The following is a 16255-nucleotide window of genomic DNA, read 5'->3' on the forward strand; positions in this document are numbered from 1 at the left end:
ACGTGATGCGGACCTTGTACGTCCTGCTGGCGACGGCGGTCGCCGTCGCCGGATCCCCGATCGCCGCGCAAACCGACCGGCCGGGGCTGCGCGAGCAGTTGCGCGCCAGGATGGCGGCGTCCGACAACGCCCCGTTGCCCGCCGGTGTCGATCCCCGGACGTTGGCGGTGGGTGCCGCGACCCGCAATTACCTGCTGCTCGATGCGCGGCGCGACAAGGCGCCTGCGCCGCTGGTGATCGCGCTGCACGGCGGCGGCGGCAACGGCAAGACGATGGTGCCGCGCTGGGCCGACAAGGCGCGGGCGGAAGGTATCGTCGTCGCCTTTCCCGACGGCGTCGGCCGCGACGGGCGGATGGCGACGTGGAACGCCGGCGGCTGTTGTGGCCAGGCGATGGCGACGAACAGCAACGATGTCGGCTTCATCGGAGCGCTAATCGACGAGCTGGTGCGCAGCGGCGTCGCCGATCCAAAACGCGTCTATGTGACCGGCATGTCGAACGGCGGCATGCTGACGCACAAGGTTGCGATCGCGCTGTCTGGCAAGATCGCGGCGGCGGCGGTCGTCTCGGGTGCGATGTTCGGCGACGAAGGCGCCCCGGCGGGGCCGGTGCCGATAATGATCATGCACGGCGCCAAGGATCAGGTCGTGCCCTATGCCGGCGGACCCAGCCCGATCGGCTTTGTCGCCAGCGCGCAGAGCCGCGATTTCCAGGCGGTGGAAAAGACCGTGGCCTACTGGGTCAAAGCCGACGGTTGCACCGCCGCGCCCAAGGCTTCGCCCACCGGCGAGGTTCAGACCCAGGACTGGGCATCGTGCTCGGCCGGGTCGGAAGTGCTGTTCTATCGCCTCGCTTCCGCAACCCACACCTGGCCCGGCGCAAAGGCGCCCGCGGGCGCCACCCGGATGCTGGAGATGACGCCGTATGACGCGATCGACGCGACGGACGCCGCCTGGACGTTCTTCAAGCGCCATGTCCGGCCCTGACGCGAACCGCCGCGAGGTCCTGGCGGGCGGCACGGCGCTGGCGACGGCGGCCGCGCTCGGCGCGGCACCGGCCGGCGCGGCGACGGTAAAGCGCAAGTCGGGCGAATGGCCGGTCTATGCCGCGACCAACGCCGCGACCAAATATTCCCCGCTCGACCAGATCGACGCATCGAACGTCGCGGGACTCGAGATTGCGTGGGAATGGACCTCGCCCGACGCCGCGATCCTGGCCGATCATCCCGATCTGCGCCCCGGCGAATTCCAGGGGACGCCGATCATGGTCGACGGGCGCTTGTTCACCTCGACCGCCATGTCGCAAGTAGCGGCGATCGATCCGGCCACCGGCAAGACCCTGTGGGTGTATGATCCCGGCAGCTGGAAACAGGGTTATCCGACCAGCAAGGGCTTCCTGCATCGCGGCGTGGCCTATTGGAACAAGCGCGTCCTGATCGGGACCGGCGACAACCGGCTGATCGCGCTGGATGCCGCGGCCGGGCGGCCGGTGCCGGGCTTCGGCGACAAAGGCGAGGTCGACCTTCGCGCCGCCGCTGGCGAAAGCCGCGTCGGCGAACCAGCCGGACTGATCGGCGTCACCTCACCGCCGGTCGTCTGCCGCGACACGGTGATCGTCGGGCAATATATCAACGACCGGCCCGACCGCACTCCAATGCCGGGCGGCACGATCATGGGTTTCGACGCCGCGACCGGGCGGCGCAAATGGACCTTTCGCCCGATCCCGCGCGACGGCGAGCCGGGCTCGGAAAGCTGGGCGCCCGGATCGCTGGCGCGCGCCGGCAACGGCAATGCCTGGGCGCCGATGAGCGCGGACGACGAACTTGGCCTCGTCTACGTGCCGGGCAGTTGCCCGACCAACAACTTCTTCGGCGGCGACCGGCCGGGCGACAATCTGTACGGCAACAGCCTGATCGCGATCGACGTCCTGACCGGCAAGCGGCGCTGGCATTTCCAGATGGTCCATCACGACCTGTGGGATTACGACCTGCCGTGCGCGGGCAATTTGATCGATGTGACCGTCGACGGCCGCCGCATTCCCGCAATCGCTCAGGTGACGAAGCAGGGTTTTTGCTTCGTGTTCGACCGCCGCACGGGAAAGCCGGTCTGGCCGATCGAAGAACGCCCCGTTCCAGCATCGACGATCGCGGCCGAGCGTAGCGCAAAGACGCAGCCGGTCCCGACGAAGCCGCCCGCATTCGATCGACAGGGCGTGACCGACGACGACTTGATCGACTTCACACCCGACTTGAAGGCGGAGGCGCGCGCCATCCTCGCCACATACGATCACGGCCCGCTGTTCACCCCCCTCGGCACGCGGCCGACGATCGTGCTGCCGAGTTGGGTGGGCGGGGCCAATTGGTGGGGCGCGGCGGCGGATCCGGAAACGGGGATGCTCTATGTTCCGTCGATTACCGCGGCGGTCGCGATGGCGCTCGACCCAAACGGCAAGCGCACCGACGCCGCCGACGGCGAGAGCGAGATCGCCGGTCAGGCTGCCATCGTCCGCGGCCCCCGCGGGCTGCCGCTGCTCAAGCCGCCTTATGGCCGGATCACCGCGATCGATCTTAACAAGGGCGCGATCGTCTGGACACACGCCAACGGGCCGGGGGCGAAGGACGCGCCGCAATTCAAGCCCTACAATCCCGGCTGGATCGGACACACCGCGCGCACCGGTCCGCTGCTCACGAAGACGTTGTTGTTCCTGGGCGAGGGACCGCACCGGCCGGGCGTCGCGCGGAAGGTGTTGCGCGCCTGGAACAAGGCGACCGGCGCGGTCGTCGCGGAAATCGCGCTGCCTGACCACACTCATGGTCCGCCGATGACCTACTTGGCCGGCGGGCGGCAGTTCGTCGTCTGCGGCATGGGGTTCAACAAAGCGCCGCACCGCTTGGTCGCGCTGGCGCTGCCCAAGGAGAACAAGGCATGAGCGATCACGGCGTCACTCGCCGCACCCTGATGGCAGGCGCGGCGGGCGCCACGGCGATGCTGTGGGCGGCGCCCGCCTTCGCCGCCGGCGCAATCAAGCACTATATCCTGATCGAGCTGCTGCCGGGCGCCGATCAACTGGCGCTCGACCGTTGGTATATGACCTTTCACGCGCCGCAGGTGCGCAGAGCCTATCAGGCGTGGCAGCGCGATTACCTGTCGTTCCGTGCCTATCTGCCCCCGGCCGATGCGGTCCAACGCTATCACGTTGCCTATGGCCGGATGACCGAAATCCACTTCGACACGATCGAGAATTTCCGCGAAAGCCGGAAGAACCCGCTTTATGGCGGCGATCTTCAGAGCTTCACGCCGCCGCCGGGCGGCTGGCGCGGCAACACGCTGTTCCGCAGCACCACCGCCACGGTGCCGGTCAATCCGGACATGCTGTACGTGTCGAAGCCGACACCGCCCAAGGAACTGCCCTATCTGCGCTGGATCGTCTTCCTTCGTCCACCCGCCGGCGTGGCGCAGGCCGATGCCGATGCGTGGTTCGACGGCGTTCATGCCAAGGAGATCGCCGCGTTGCCGGGGGTGAAGCGGTTCGGCCTGTACAAATCGGTGGCGGATCGCGGCGACTATCCGCGCGTGCTGGAAGTGTGGTTCGACGATTACGCCGCATGGCGGGCGGCGTTCCTAAGCCCCGAGCCTCGCTTCACCGCGCCGCTCTGGGGCGGGAAGTTTCCCTTCTTCGATACGATGTCGATGTTCGTGGGCGAGAATCCCGATGTGGATTTCATCCATGACGACCGGGTAATCCCATGACCATTTCCCAATCCGTCATCGACGACATGCTGCGCGACACCGCGGCCGAACATCCCGAAGCGCCGGCGTTGGGTATCATCGGGCAGGCGATCGATTTCGCGACGTTGGACGCGCGCGTCCACCGCGTCGCCAACGGTCTGCTGGCCGAGGGCAAGGCTGGTGACCGCATCGCGATCCTGGGCCGCAATTCGAACGAGCAGGTCGAACTGATGTTCGGTATCCTGCGCGCGGGCCAGGTGGTTCTGCCGGTGAACTGGCGGCTGGTCGCGGCCGAGATCGCCTATATCCTGAAGCATTCGGGCGCGACGCGGTTATTCGTTGACGAGGCTTTCCTACCGGCAGCCGAACAGGCCTGCGCTGACTGCCCGATGCCGATCACGGTCATCGACCGCGACTTCGCGACATGGCGAGACGCCCAGTCGAACGATCCCGTGCTACGCTCCGGTGCCGCCGACGACGTCGCACTGCAGATGTACACCAGCGGTACCACCGGTCTGCCCAAGGGCGTGATGTTGACTAACGCCAACGTCGTCGCCTCGGTCGCGATCTTCAGCCGGCCGCCGCTTGATCTCGCGCCCGGCGATGTGATCTACGCGCCTGCGCCGATGTTCCACATCACGGGTATCGGCCCCGTCCTGCGAATGGCGCAGTCGGGCGCGCGACTGGTTGTGAGCGCCGCTTTCGCGGCCGACGAGGCGGTGCGGGTGATGGCACGCGAACGGGTCAGCTATACCACGCTGGCCCCAGCGATGATCCAGGCGTGTCTCGCGGCCCCATCGTTCGCCGACGCCGACCTCTCCGCGCTCGGCGTGATCGTCTATGGCGGGGCGCCGATAGCTGAGGCGGTGCTGCGCGAAGCGACGGCGCGGATCGGCTGTCGCTTCGTGCAATGCTATGGCCTGACCGAAACGACCGGCCCGATCACTATCCTGACTCCGGCCGATCATGCGCCCGGCCGCAACCTCTTGCTGTCGTGCGGACGCGCTGCGGGCGACATCGCGATCCGGGTGGTGGACGGTAACGGACACGACATGCCGCCCGGCGAGACCGGGGAGATCATCGTCGCCGGGGCGATCAACATGGCGGGCTATGCGGCCGACGCCGCCACGACCTCTGCCACGATCCGCGACGACTGGCTCTACACCGGCGACGCCGGCTATCTCGACGCGGAGGGCTATCTGTTCATCCGAGATCGGGTGAAGGACATGATCGTTTCCGGCGGCGAGAACATCTATCCGGTCGAGGTCGAGAACGCCTTGCTGGAACATGGCGGGGTGGCGGACGCGGCGGTGATCGGCGTGCCCGACGACCGTTGGGGCGAATCCGTGCTGGCGCTGGTTGTTCCTGCCGCCGACGCGCCGGAAGACGCCCAGGCGATCCTCGATTTCTGCCGCACCCGGATCGCCGCCTACAAATGCCCGAAGACGATCCGTTTCACCGATACGATCGCGCGCAACGCGGCGGGCAAAATCCTGCGGCGCGAGATCCGCAAGCCGTTCTGGGAAGACCGCGATCGGCTGGTCGGTTGAGAGGAGAGAGGCGATGATCGACAATCATATCGGGCGGCGGACGATGCTGCGCGCCGCGGCGGCGCTGCCGCTGGTCGGGGTTGGCGGGCGGCTGCTCGCCGCCGACGGCGACGCTGACCTGCCCGCTGCCTTCTATTTCGCCTATCCGCTGTACGAATTCGCGCGCAGCGAACAGACGATCGCACAGTCGGTCGGCGGGCCGGGGCTGCTCAACGCGGTGAAGCAGCGCGCGCAATTGGCCGGCCCCAGCTCCAGAAACGTGACCGCGCCGAATAACGACACGATCTATTCGTCCGCGTTCCTCGATCTGTCGGCGGGACCGATCGAAGTTCAACTGCCGGACGTGCGCGACCGCTATTTCTCGTGCGCGTTCATGGACCTGCTGACCGACAATTTTGCCTATGTCGGGACTCGGGCAACGGGTGGACGCGGCGGGCGTTTCTGGATCGCCGGGCCACAATGGACGGGCCGCGCCCCGGTCGGGGTCACGCTGTTCCGGTCCATCGGCAATGACGTCTGGATGCTGGCGCGCGTGCTGGTCGACGGCCCCGCCGACCTTGCGGCGGCGAAGGCGATCCAGGCTCAGGTCAAGGTGATCGTGCCGCCTGGCCGCCCGCCAGCCCGGGCTTTCACCAATGCGGCTACGCCGGTGCCGCAGGATCCCGCACTGTTTCTCGCCGTCGTCAACGAAATGCTGCGGCGGTCGCCAGGCCGCAAGGGGCAATTGGCGCGTGCTACCCGCTTCCGTTCGCTCGGCATCGGCACCGACGCGCCGCCATCAGCCGCACTGCTCAAGCGTTGGGGCGATTACCTGCCGGCCGGCGTCGCCGATCTGCGCGAAGGCTTCCTGTTTCGCGATCTCGTGTCGGACGGCTGGAGTTACCAGCCACGCGGGGTCGGCGAGTTTGGCACCAACGACCATTTGCGCGCGATGATCGCACTCGGCGGCATCGCCGCGCTGGGCGAAAGGGAGGCGATGTATTTCCACGCCAACTTCGAAAAGGGCGGCGCGCGTCTGACCGGCGAGCACGCCTATCGCTGGCGCGTTCCACCCGGCGGCGTACCTGTGCACGGCTTCTGGTCGCTGACGATGTACGAACCGCAGGCCGATGGGCGTTACTTCCTGGTCGAAAACCCGATCGATCGCTATTCGATCGGCGACCGCACGCCTGGTCTGGTGCGCAATCCCGACGGCAGCATCGAGATCCTGATTCAGCACGACAAGCCACAGGGGCCGCTCGCCGCCAACTGGCTGCCCGCGCCCAGCGGACCCATGCGGCTGGCGTTGCGTGCTTATTTGCCCGACGCCGCCCTGATTGAACGCCGCTGGCGAGTTCCACCGCTCGAGCGCATCCCGGCGCAATAACGCGCACCGCCGAAAAACCCCGAGTATTACGCATAGAGGCGACCGGCGGTCGCAGCGTCGTTCGGCCATAAGCGCCGGGCATGGAACCGATGCGATAGCGCGATTTTTCCACATCGCCGCGGTCGGCAATTCTCCGGGCATCGATATTCATGCCCAGGAGATGCCCAATGCGCTCGATAACCGCCGCGGCTTGCGCCGCGCTCGCTTTCGCCACGCTTTCGATTCCTGCCGTTTCGCGCGCCGACCCAGCCCCGGCCGCAACCCCCGCCGCAGCCCCCTCGGCGGCGGGGGTCATTCGTCTGCGAAGCGCCAATGCGTTCGACGACACCGTCGCGCGGTTGAAGGCGGACGTGCAGGCAAAGGGCATCCGCTTCTTCGACGCGATCGACCAAAGTGCGCTGGGCGGGTCGGCCGACCTCAAGATCCGGCGTTCGACGCTCGTCCTGTTCGGGAATCCGCCCCTCGGCGTGCAATTCCTCCAATCCAATCCCTATGCCGGGCTAGACTGGCCGGTGCGGATGCTGGTGCTCGAGGATATGGACGGCAACGTCTGGGTCGCCTGGACCGACTTCGCCTTCATCGCCCAGCGCTACGCGATCACCGACAAGGCGCCGCAGCTCAAAATGGCGAGCGCGGTCGCGGCATCGATCGCGGCGGCGGCCACGACGCATCAATGACGCCCGCGTTGCTGATCCTCGCGCTCGCCAGCGCCGCGATGATGGGTCTCGCAATCCAGCGTGGCGCGACCTGCATGGTCGCCGCCGTCGACGCGGCCATCATCGAACGGTCATATGGTCGTGCGCTGGCGCTGGGCGAGGCAGCGCTATGGGTGGGCGGATTGCTCGCCGTTACGCAGCTGGCCGGTGTGTTGACGATGCCGCCCGCACTTTATCGGGCGACCGCGCTGACCGTAGCCGGCGGCGTGCTGCTCGGTTTCGGCGCGTGGATCAACCGAGCTTGCGTGTTCGGCGCGGTCGCGCGGATCGGGTCGGGGCAATGGGCGTGGCTTGCAACGCCAGTCGGGTTCTTTCTCGGCTGCCTTATCCCTATCGCGAAACCAGAAGCCACCGGACATCCTGCTCCATTTGCCAATGCCGCGTTGATCGCGGTGCCATTCGGCGCGCTGGCAGTCTGGCGGCTGGTCGAGGTGGTCCGCGCGCCCGGTGCGCTTGCGCATTTGTGGCATCCGCACCGCGCAACGTTGCTGATCGCCGTCACCTTCGTGACGACGATGCTGAGCGTGGGTCTGTGGGCTTATACCGATGCGCTCGCGGCGATCGCCAAGGCGATGGACGTGCGTATAGGGTTGCGCGGCGCGATGGTGGTCGCGTTGCTTGCTGGCTCGATCCTCGGTGGCTGGTTCGCGGGCAAGATCCGCTGGGTGCCACCGACGCTCGACGACGTGGTGCGCTGCCTGGTCGGGGGTGCGTTGATGGGCGCTGGCGGATTGCTGGTTCCTGGCACCAACGATGGGCTGATCATGGTCGGTTTGCCGCTGCTTCAGCCCCACGCCTGGATCGCCGTCACCACGATGACGCTGACCATCGCCGCGTTGATCCTGCTCGCGCGGCACGTTCGTCGGCCGGCCGTCGCTTGAACAGCGACGGCCGCCGGATTGGCGCCGCATCCTGATCGATGTTAAACTCGTAACTCGCGCACCCGGAGGGGGGAGTGACGCCATGGAAATGCAGCAGGTCCGCTATTTCGTCTGCCTGGCGCAGACGCTCAACTTCACGCGTGCGGCCGAACAATGCAACGTCAGCCAGCCCGCGCTAACCCGGGCGATCCAGCAGCTCGAACACGAACTGGGCGGGCCGCTCTTTCATCGCGAGCGCAATAACACGCACTTGTCCGAACTCGGGCGGATGATGCTGCCTTATCTCGACAGCGTCCACGCCTCGACGCTCGCCGCCAAGGACGCGGCGAAATCGGCTAGGAAGATCGAGAATGTCACGTTGACGCTGGGAGCGATGTGCACCATCGGGCCTCAGCTTATCGCCGACCTGATCGTCCGCTTCCAGGCCGAGCATCCCGATGTCGAGGTCAACGTGATCGACGGCGAAGCGAGGGCGATGATCGAGAAACTGGAAAAGGGCGATCTGCACCTTAGCATCGTCGGCGTGCCGGATGAGTTGCCCGATACGCTCCACCAGGTGCCGGTGTTCACGGAGCGCTTCGTCATCGTGATTCCACGCTACCATCCCTGGGCGGAAAAGAACGCCATCCGTGTGGCCGAGCTTAACGGCGAACCGTATGTCGGGCGGACCAATTGCGAAGTGTTCCAGATGGTGACGCAGGACTTCGCGAGGCGCGGGGTCACGACCAAAAAGGTGTTCAGCTCGCCGCGCGACGAATGGGTGCAGAAGATGATCAAGGCCGGACTAGGCTTCGGCTTCTTCCCCGAATATTGCGTGACCGATCCCGACCTCATCGTCCGCCCGCTGATCGAGCCCGAATATTCGCGGACGATATATCTCGCGACGGTGCGCGGGCGGCCGCATTCACCGGCGATCGGGGCGTTCGTGCGCGAGGCGCGACGTCACTCCTGGCCGTCGTTCGAACCGCTTTCCTCGCAGGTCTGACAGTCGGTGATCTCCACGAGCAGGTCATGGCACCACACGAGCGCGTCGAGTGCGGCCGGGACGCCGGCATGTGCAGCGATCTGAGTCAGCAGTTCGATGATTTCCGACTTGCTCCAACCGAGGTGAAGTGCCGCGGTGACATGATCGCGTAGCTGCGCGGCAGAGCGGCCCATCGCGGCGCACGCGGCGATCGCGGCGAACTCGCGCAACCGGAGGTCGAGCCCGGGGCGGGAAAAAACATCACCATAGGCAAAGCCGATGGCAAGGCGGGCGAAATCGGGCGCGACTTCGGCGACCCGGTTGCGGCGGGCATCCAGTTCTGCCCCGGTCCGGGCCAGCACTTCGAGCCCGACGTGATACGAATCTGTCACAGTGGCGTCCTGAGATAGAAGGATGGCGCGGCGCCCGCATCCTCTCAAGAAAGGCGCCGCGCCGGGCCGCACCGGATAAGGGAAATCCGGTGCGACCTATGCGAGCGGCGGAGGAATCAGTCGCGCGCCTTCACGTCGGCCGACAGTAGGACCGCCGGCACCTTTCCGGTGTTTTTCCACCAGTGCGAGATGCCGTCGGATTCGCTGGCGACGTCACCAGCGTTGTGAACGATCCCGACCGCGCATGTGTTGCGAAATTCGGTGATCGATCCTGATACGACGGTGATCAGCGCGGGACGGCCGGCGTGGCTGTGCAGCGGCACGACGCCGCCCGGCTGAACGACGAGGCGACGCAGGCGCAGGTCGCGATTGTCGACGTCGATCTCTTTCTTGAGATCGACCGAGCCAATGACGTCGTCAGTGACCTTGACCGGCGCGGTAGGCGCACCAGCGAGCGGGTTGGCGATGGTCTTGCCGGCAGGGCACGTGCCGGCGAAGGCAGGGGTGCCCGCGAGCATGGCGGCGGTCGCGGCGAATACCGCAGTCCAACGAATGTTCATGATGTCAGTCCTTTGCATTGAGTGAAATCGCGTCACGGGCGGCAGCACTGCCGGGACCGGGTTAGGGCTGGGGAATGCCCGGAACGGGCCACCGCCCGTGACGATGTTGAGATATGGGAGACTGCAGGGCGGGGACATTCGATTGACCGCATGGTTTCCATGCACGACCGGCATTTCAGTCATCGCGCGCGCATCGGCATCCTGGGAACAGTCAAATTCCAAGGAGACCCACGATGACCGTTCAGCCGATGGCCGAACTCAAACAGGCCGGACCTCTTACCGGCCGTGTCGCGATCATCACCGGATCGACCAGCGGCATCGGCCTCGGTATCGCCCATGCGCTTGCCGAAGCCGGCGCGGACATCGTGATCAACGGCCTCGGCGATGCTGTAGCGATCGAAGCGAAGCGCACCGAGCTCGCCGAAACGCATCGCGTCCGTGTCGCCTATAACGGCGCGAACCTGATGGACCCGGCCGGAGCAGTCGCGATGGTCGAGGCTGTGATTGCGGCGTTCGGTCGGATCGACATCCTGGTCAACAATGCGGGGATCCAATTCGTCAGCCCGATCGAGGATTTTCCGGCGGAGAAATGGGAGGCGATCATCGCGCTCAACCTGTCGGCGGCGTTCCACGCGATCCGAACGGCGTTCGCGCCGATGAAGGCCGCAGGTTGGGGCAGGATCATCAACATTGCCTCGGCGCACGGCCTCGTCGCCTCGCCGTTCAAGAGCGCCTATGTCGCCGCCAAGCACGGCATCGTCGGCCTGACCAAGACGGTCGCCTTGGAAGGTGCGAAGTTCGGCGTCACCTGCAACGCGATCTGTCCCGGCTATGTATGGACGCCGTTGGTCGAGGGGCAGATCGAGGACACCGCCAAGGCCCGCGGCATCAGCCGCGAGGACGTGATCGAGAACGTCCTGCTCGCCGCACAGCCGAGCAAGCAGTTCGCGACGGTCGAGGAACTTGGCGCGCTTGCGGTTTTCCTCTGTTCCAAGGGCGGTCGGTCGATCACCGGAACCGCGTTGCCGGTCGACGGCGGGTGGGTGGCGCAATGAGCGCGCATTTGCCCCGTGCGCGTGAGAAGGAGTGCGCGCTGCGCCCGGACCTCGCCGCTTATTATGCCTTACGTCGCGTCCACCCAGATCGGCTCGACCGCGTCGACGCGCCGACGCTCGGCGTGCTCGCCGAACTCGCGCGCCACGGGAGGCCGTGGTGAACCGCCAGAGCGTCGTGATTGTCGGTGCGGGGTTCGGCGGGCTCTCCGCCGCACGCGCCCTGGCGCGCGCAAACGTCGATGTGACGTTGATCGACCGCCGCAACCATCACCTGTTCCAGCCTTTGCTCTACCAGGTCGCGACTGCGGGCCTGTCGCCCGCCGACATCGCCGCGCCGATCCGCTCGATCCTGCGCGGGCAGAAGAATGTCCGCGTCGTGCTCGACACCGTAATCGGCATCGATCGCGAGGGGCGTCGCGTGATCCTCGATGAGGGGCGTCCAATTGCTTACGACCAGTTGGTCCTCGCGACAGGCGCACGCCACAGCTATTTCGGGCGGGACGATTGGGCGCGACATGCGCCCGGCATAAAGACGATCGACGACGCGACCGCGGTGCGCCGCAAGGTGCTGCTCGCGCTGGAGCGGGCCGAGAGTGAAACCGATCCCGACCGGCGCCAGGCGCTGCTCACCTTTGCGGTGATCGGAGGTGGCCCGACCGGAGTCGAGATGGCGGGGGCCATCGCGGAACTCGCCCGCCGCTCGGTGTCGCGCGATTTCCGCAGCATCACCCCGCATTGCTCGCGAGTATTGCTGATCGAAGCGGGCCCGCGATTGCTCGGCGCATTCCCGGAAAGGCTGGCCGGCAAGGCCCGCGTTGCAATCGAGGAAATCGGCGTCACGGTGCTCGCGGGCAAGCCGGTCTCTACGATCACCGACCATTACCTGGATGTCGGCGGCATCCGCATCCATACCGATACGGTTATCTGGGCGGCGGGCGTGCAGGCATCGCCAGCCGCCGCGTGGCTCGATGCGCTCGCCGACCGCGCTGGGCGATTGGTGGTCAGACCCGACCTTACGGTGCCCGGCTACCCGGAGATCTTCGCGATCGGCGACACCGCCTCGTTCAAAAAGCCGGACGGTCATCATCTGCCCGGCGTCGCCCCGGTCGCCAAACAGCAGGGCAAGCATGTTGCGCGCATGATCGCGAGCGGTCGCCGCATGCCATTCCGCTATCGCGACTTTGGCAGCCTGGCGACGATCGGGCGGCATAGAGCGGTGATCCATTATGGTCACCTGAAGTTGTCGGGGACGCTTGCCTGGCTGCTGTGGTGCACCGCGCACATCTTCTTCCTCGCGGGCTATCGCAACCGGTTGATCGTCGGCGCGAACTGGCTGTGGAACTACCTGACCTTCGAACGCGGCGCGCGCCTGATCACCGGCGACGCAAACCCAACCAATGGAGATAAGACATGGGCCGCTTGAGCCTTCACGACGAGTTGCGCGCACACGGCCAGCAAGTGCTGGTGCTGCAGGGCGGCGGCGCCCTGGGCGCCTATCAGGTCGGTGTCTATCAGGCATTGCATGAGGCCGGGGTCGAACCCGATTGGGTGATCGGCACGTCGATCGGTGCGATCAACGCCGGGATCATCGCGGGCAGCAAGCCAGGCGAGCGGCTCGAACGGCTGACGGAATTCTGGAAGCGCGTCGAGCACGGCCATTTCTTCGAAGACGTCATGCCGACCCAGATCGCCAGCGTCTGGCGCAACATGGCGACGATCATGGGCGGCCTGCCGGCGTTCTTCACGCCCAACCTGCCCGCGTTCGGCAGCCCGCACGCGACGCTCGGCGCCGAGGGCGCGGGGTACTATTCGGTCGACCCGATGCGCGAGACGCTTAGCGACCTGATCGATTTCGATCAGGTCAATGACGGCGCGGTCCGTCTGACAGTCGGCGCGTCGCGCGTGACGTCGAGCGAAATGGTTTATTTCGATTCGCGCGACATGCCGCTCGACCTGCGCCACGTCATGGCGTCGGGTGCGCTGCCGCCCGCTTTCCCGGCGGTGCGGATCGACGGCGAACTTTATTGGGATGGCGGCATCCTGTCGAACACGCCGGTCGAGGTGGTGTTCGACGACAATCCACGCCGCGATTCGATGGTCTATGCCGTCCATATCTGGAACCCGCACGGTGCCGAACCCGAGACGATCTGGGAGGTGATGAACCGCCAGAAGGACGTCCAATATTCGAGCCGCGCCGGCAGCCACATCAAGCGCCAGCGCCAGCTCCACCGCCTGCGTCACGTCATCACCGAATTGTCTGCGATGATCCCGTCCGACCAGCGCCAGACGCCCGAGGTCTCCGAGCTTGCAGCGTATGGCTGCCCGACGCGGATGCACGTCATCCGCCTGCTGGCCCCCGCGCTCGATTGCGAGGATCACAGCAAGGATATCGATTTCAGCCCGTCGGGTATCCGCGCGCGTTGGGACGCGGGCTACGCCGACACGATGCGTACGCTGGAGACCGCACCGTGGCGCGATCCGGTCGATCCGCTCGAAGGATTCGTCCTGCACGAGGCGATGGGCGGCGAGATGGTGCGCACGTCCGCCGCGGGCTGACGCTCCATGCATCGAAACCATGCATTCCCGGTAGCGGACGCGACCGATCATTTTGGTGAGAGTCCCGTCGCACCCCCGGTGCCTCGAATCTCTTGAAAGGAAGCAACATGAAGACCGTCAATCTCGCCCTCACTGCCACCGTGCTGACCGCGCTCGGCTCGGCCGCCGCCCAAGCTGGGCCGGTCGCTGCGCAGCCCAACAAGGACAAGTGCTACGGTATCAGCCTGGCGGGCAAGAACGACTGCAAGGCGGGCGCGGGCACCAGCTGCGCGGGCACCAGCCGCATCAACTATCAGCGCGATGCCTGGAAGTATGTCGCCAAGGGCACCTGCGCGAAGATCAAGACGCCCAAGGGCTACGGCTCGCTGACCCCCAAGGCGTAAGCCCATGACCCGTCCGACCGCTGGCGTGGCGTTCAAGCCCCAACATTTCGATGAGGCAATCGCCGCGTCGGCGGCCGGATTGTGGTTCGAGGTGCATGCCGAGAATTATATGGTCGCAGGCGGACCGCGCCTCGCGATGCTCCACGCCTTGCGCGAAGCGCGGCCGCTATCGCTCCACGGAGTCGGCCTATCGATCGGCGGCGCAGACCGCCCTGATCCCGCGCACCTCAAGGCGCTTGCGGACCTGGTCGACCGGTTCGACCCGTTCCTCGTGTCCGAACATCTCGCCTGGTCGCGGGTCGGGTCGCGTTGCCTGCCCGATCTGTTACCGGTGCCGCGGACGGGCGAGGCACTCGCAATAGTCACGCGCAACATCGACATCGTCCACGAAACGCTCGGTCGCCGCATCCTGATCGAAAACCCAGCGCACTATGCCGCGTTCGACGCGATGTGGAGCGAACCCGATTTCCTTGGTGAGATTGTCCGTCGCACCGGTTGCGGGTTGCTGATCGACGTGAACAACGTTGCGGTCGCGGCCAACAACCTTGGCTACGACCCGGGCCGCTATCTCGCTCAACTGCCGCACGACGCGATCGGCGAAATCCATGTGGCCGGGCACAGCGATGACCCGATGCTCGGCGCACACCTGCTGATCGACAGCCACGACGCGCCCGTGTCCGAAACGGTGTGGGGGCTGCTCGCCGAACTGCTCGACCACACGGGCGAGCGTCCCGTGCTGCTCGAACGCGACGGCAACGTCCCGGACTTCGCCGACCTTATGGCCGAGCGCGACCGCGCCGCTGCGATCCTCGCTCGAAAGGAACTATGCCATGCCTGATCTTGCCACCTATCAGCGCCAGTTCGTCGAGACGATCGACGGCAAGCGGCATGGCGACCCGATCCTCGGCGTCTATCGCAACACGTCGGTCAAGGGCGCGATCGACGCGCTCGCCGACAATTACCAGACCGTTTTGATGGTCGTGGGCGAAAGCACGTTCGTCGCGCTGGCGATCGACTTCGTCGCCGACTGTCCGCCCGACAGCCCGGTGCTTGCCGCTTATGGAGCGGGGTTCGCCGACTGGCTCGAAATGCAGGGGATCGGCCGGACGCTGCCCTATTTGTCGGGTATCGCGCAAATCGACCGGCTGCGTGTCGAATCGCACCTGGCCGCCGATGGCGACGTGCTCGACCCACTACAGCTTACCTCGGTATCGGCCGAGCAATGGTCGGCGAGCGCCGCGGTCCTTCATCCCGCCACGCGTTTCGGCTGGTTTGCCGTGCCCGCGCCGTCGATCTGGCTCGCCCACCTTGACCCGCATGCCGCCGAAATCGCGCCCGAATGGCGTGCAGAGGGTATGCTCCTCACGCGTCGCGAGGGCGCGGTGATCGGCCAGCGGATCGGCGCGGCGGAGCACCGCATCCTGTTCGGCCTGCGCATCGGTGAGACGATCAGCCAGGCCGCGACCGCGGCCGCCGGCCTCTACCCACACGCCGACATTACCGGCGCGTTTCGCGACATCCTCGCCTCCTGCGCGCTTTCCAGCCTCAAGACCAAGGGATTCTGACCATGCTCGACACCACCGCCGCTTTGCCCGTCGCCGAACCCGGACGGAGCTCGATCCTCGACCGCTTCGCCGGACTCGCGGATAGGGCCTTGCCGATGTCCCTGCTGCTGCTGATCCAGCGCTTCGCCGTCGCTGCGATCTTCTTCCTGTCGGGTCGCACCAAGGTGACCGGTTGGTTCACGATCACCGACGACGCGTTCGAACTGTTCCGCAGCGAATACGCGCTCCCGCTCGTGCCGCCGACGATCGCGACCTATGCCGCGACCTTTTCCGAGCATTTCTTCCCGATCCTGCTCGTGCTCGGACTGTTCAGCCGTTTCGCCGCGCTGGCCCTCCTCGGCATGACGCTGGTCATCGAGATCTTCGTTTATCCGGATGCCTGGCCGACTCACCTTAGCTGGGCCGGGCTGATGCTCCCGATCATCGCGATGGGTGGCGGGCGTTTCTCGCTCGATCGCCTCCTAAAGATCAAGTGAAGCGGTGATCGAGCGACCGGACGCGGTCAGAGTAAATGCGGTGATCGCTCGAGGTTGGCCTGC

Annotated in this window: 18 protein-coding genes; 16 read left to right on the top strand and 2 right to left on the bottom strand. The window is 66.2% G+C overall.

Features of this window, described 5'->3' with window-relative positions:
- Positions 1–5: 5 nt before the first annotated feature.
- From J0J06_RS02850 to J0J06_RS02885, 8 genes are all read left to right on the top strand, one after another.
- Positions 6–986 (top strand): PHB depolymerase family esterase, encoded by a 981-nt coding sequence (locus J0J06_RS02850; RefSeq protein WP_294039838.1) that lies wholly within the window; start codon positions 6–8, stop codon positions 984–986.
- Positions 973–2928 carry a PQQ-binding-like beta-propeller repeat protein gene (locus J0J06_RS02855; protein WP_294039839.1) on the top strand — a complete coding sequence of 652 codons (1956 nt, stop codon included), beginning with the start codon at positions 973–975 and terminating at the stop codon, positions 2926–2928. Before J0J06_RS02850 ends, J0J06_RS02855 begins: the two co-directional genes overlap by 14 nt.
- Positions 2925–3749, top strand: coding sequence for a hypothetical protein (locus J0J06_RS02860; RefSeq protein ID WP_294039840.1), 825 nt, complete (start codon positions 2925–2927; stop codon positions 3747–3749). Before J0J06_RS02855 ends, J0J06_RS02860 begins: the two co-directional genes overlap by 4 nt.
- Positions 3746–5278: a long-chain-fatty-acid--CoA ligase gene (locus tag J0J06_RS02865; RefSeq protein WP_294039841.1), complete on the top strand. Its 1533-nt coding sequence runs from the start codon at positions 3746–3748 to the stop codon at positions 5276–5278. Before J0J06_RS02860 ends, J0J06_RS02865 begins: the two co-directional genes overlap by 4 nt.
- A 13-nt stretch (positions 5279–5291) precedes the next feature.
- Complete coding sequence (locus J0J06_RS02870; protein ID WP_294039842.1) at positions 5292–6644, top strand: DUF1254 domain-containing protein; 1353 nt, start codon at positions 5292–5294, stop codon at positions 6642–6644.
- Between the two features lie 167 nt (positions 6645–6811).
- Positions 6812–7321 carry a DUF302 domain-containing protein gene (locus J0J06_RS02875; protein ID WP_294039843.1) on the top strand — a complete coding sequence of 170 codons (510 nt, stop codon included), beginning with the start codon at positions 6812–6814 and terminating at the stop codon, positions 7319–7321.
- Complete coding sequence (locus J0J06_RS02880; protein ID WP_294039844.1) at positions 7318–8241, top strand: YeeE/YedE thiosulfate transporter family protein; 924 nt, start codon at positions 7318–7320, stop codon at positions 8239–8241. The genes J0J06_RS02875 and J0J06_RS02880 overlap by 4 nt, the downstream gene beginning before the upstream one ends.
- Before the next feature lie 82 nt (positions 8242–8323).
- A complete protein-coding gene (locus tag J0J06_RS02885; RefSeq protein WP_294039845.1) occupies positions 8324–9226 on the top strand; it encodes a LysR family transcriptional regulator in 903 nt (300 codons plus the stop codon).
- On the opposite strand, the gene J0J06_RS02890 is transcribed toward J0J06_RS02885, so the two are convergent.
- Positions 9184–9597, bottom strand: a complete 414-nt coding sequence (locus tag J0J06_RS02890) for a carboxymuconolactone decarboxylase family protein (protein ID WP_294039846.1) — start codon at positions 9595–9597, stop codon at positions 9184–9186. The two genes, J0J06_RS02885 and J0J06_RS02890, sit on opposite strands and share 43 nt — an antisense overlap.
- 116 nt (positions 9598–9713) lie before the next feature.
- Entirely contained in the window at positions 9714–10157 is a 444-nt protein-coding gene (locus tag J0J06_RS02895) for a cupin domain-containing protein (RefSeq protein ID WP_294039847.1), read from the bottom strand.
- 233 nt (positions 10158–10390) lie between these two features.
- Between J0J06_RS02895 and J0J06_RS02900 the strand changes: the two genes are divergently transcribed.
- The 8 genes from J0J06_RS02900 to J0J06_RS02935 all read left to right on the top strand — a co-directional run bounded on the left by J0J06_RS02900 (position 10391) and on the right by J0J06_RS02935 (position 16192).
- Positions 10391–11212, top strand: a complete 822-nt coding sequence (locus tag J0J06_RS02900; RefSeq protein WP_294039848.1) for a 3-hydroxybutyrate dehydrogenase — start codon at positions 10391–10393, stop codon at positions 11210–11212.
- Positions 11209–11373, top strand: coding sequence for a hypothetical protein (locus tag J0J06_RS02905; protein WP_294039849.1), 165 nt, complete (start codon positions 11209–11211; stop codon positions 11371–11373). The genes J0J06_RS02900 and J0J06_RS02905 overlap by 4 nt, the downstream gene beginning before the upstream one ends.
- Positions 11370–12635, top strand: a complete 1266-nt coding sequence (locus J0J06_RS02910) for an NAD(P)/FAD-dependent oxidoreductase (RefSeq protein WP_294039850.1) — start codon at positions 11370–11372, stop codon at positions 12633–12635. The genes J0J06_RS02905 and J0J06_RS02910 overlap by 4 nt, the downstream gene beginning before the upstream one ends.
- On the top strand, positions 12623–13768 hold the full coding sequence (locus tag J0J06_RS02915) for a patatin-like phospholipase family protein (protein WP_294039851.1): 1146 nt from the start codon (positions 12623–12625) through the stop codon (positions 13766–13768). Before J0J06_RS02910 ends, J0J06_RS02915 begins: the two co-directional genes overlap by 13 nt.
- A 107-nt stretch (positions 13769–13875) precedes the next feature.
- Positions 13876–14151 (top strand): DUF2282 domain-containing protein, encoded by a 276-nt coding sequence (locus J0J06_RS02920; protein ID WP_294039852.1) that lies wholly within the window; start codon positions 13876–13878, stop codon positions 14149–14151.
- 4 nt (positions 14152–14155) lie between these two features.
- Positions 14156–14989: a DUF692 domain-containing protein gene (locus J0J06_RS02925; RefSeq protein WP_294039853.1), complete on the top strand. Its 834-nt coding sequence runs from the start codon at positions 14156–14158 to the stop codon at positions 14987–14989.
- Positions 14982–15716 carry a DNA-binding domain-containing protein gene (locus tag J0J06_RS02930; RefSeq protein WP_294039854.1) on the top strand — a complete coding sequence of 245 codons (735 nt, stop codon included), beginning with the start codon at positions 14982–14984 and terminating at the stop codon, positions 15714–15716. Before J0J06_RS02925 ends, J0J06_RS02930 begins: the two co-directional genes overlap by 8 nt.
- A 95-nt stretch (positions 15717–15811) precedes the next feature.
- Positions 15812–16192 (top strand): DoxX family protein, encoded by a 381-nt coding sequence (locus tag J0J06_RS02935; protein ID WP_294040815.1) that lies wholly within the window; start codon positions 15812–15814, stop codon positions 16190–16192.
- Positions 16193–16255 lie beyond the last annotated feature (63 nt).

Origin of the sequence: Sphingomonas sp. (assembly GCF_017304615.1) — a bacterium.
Lineage (GTDB): Bacteria > Pseudomonadota > Alphaproteobacteria > Sphingomonadales > Sphingomonadaceae > Sphingomonas.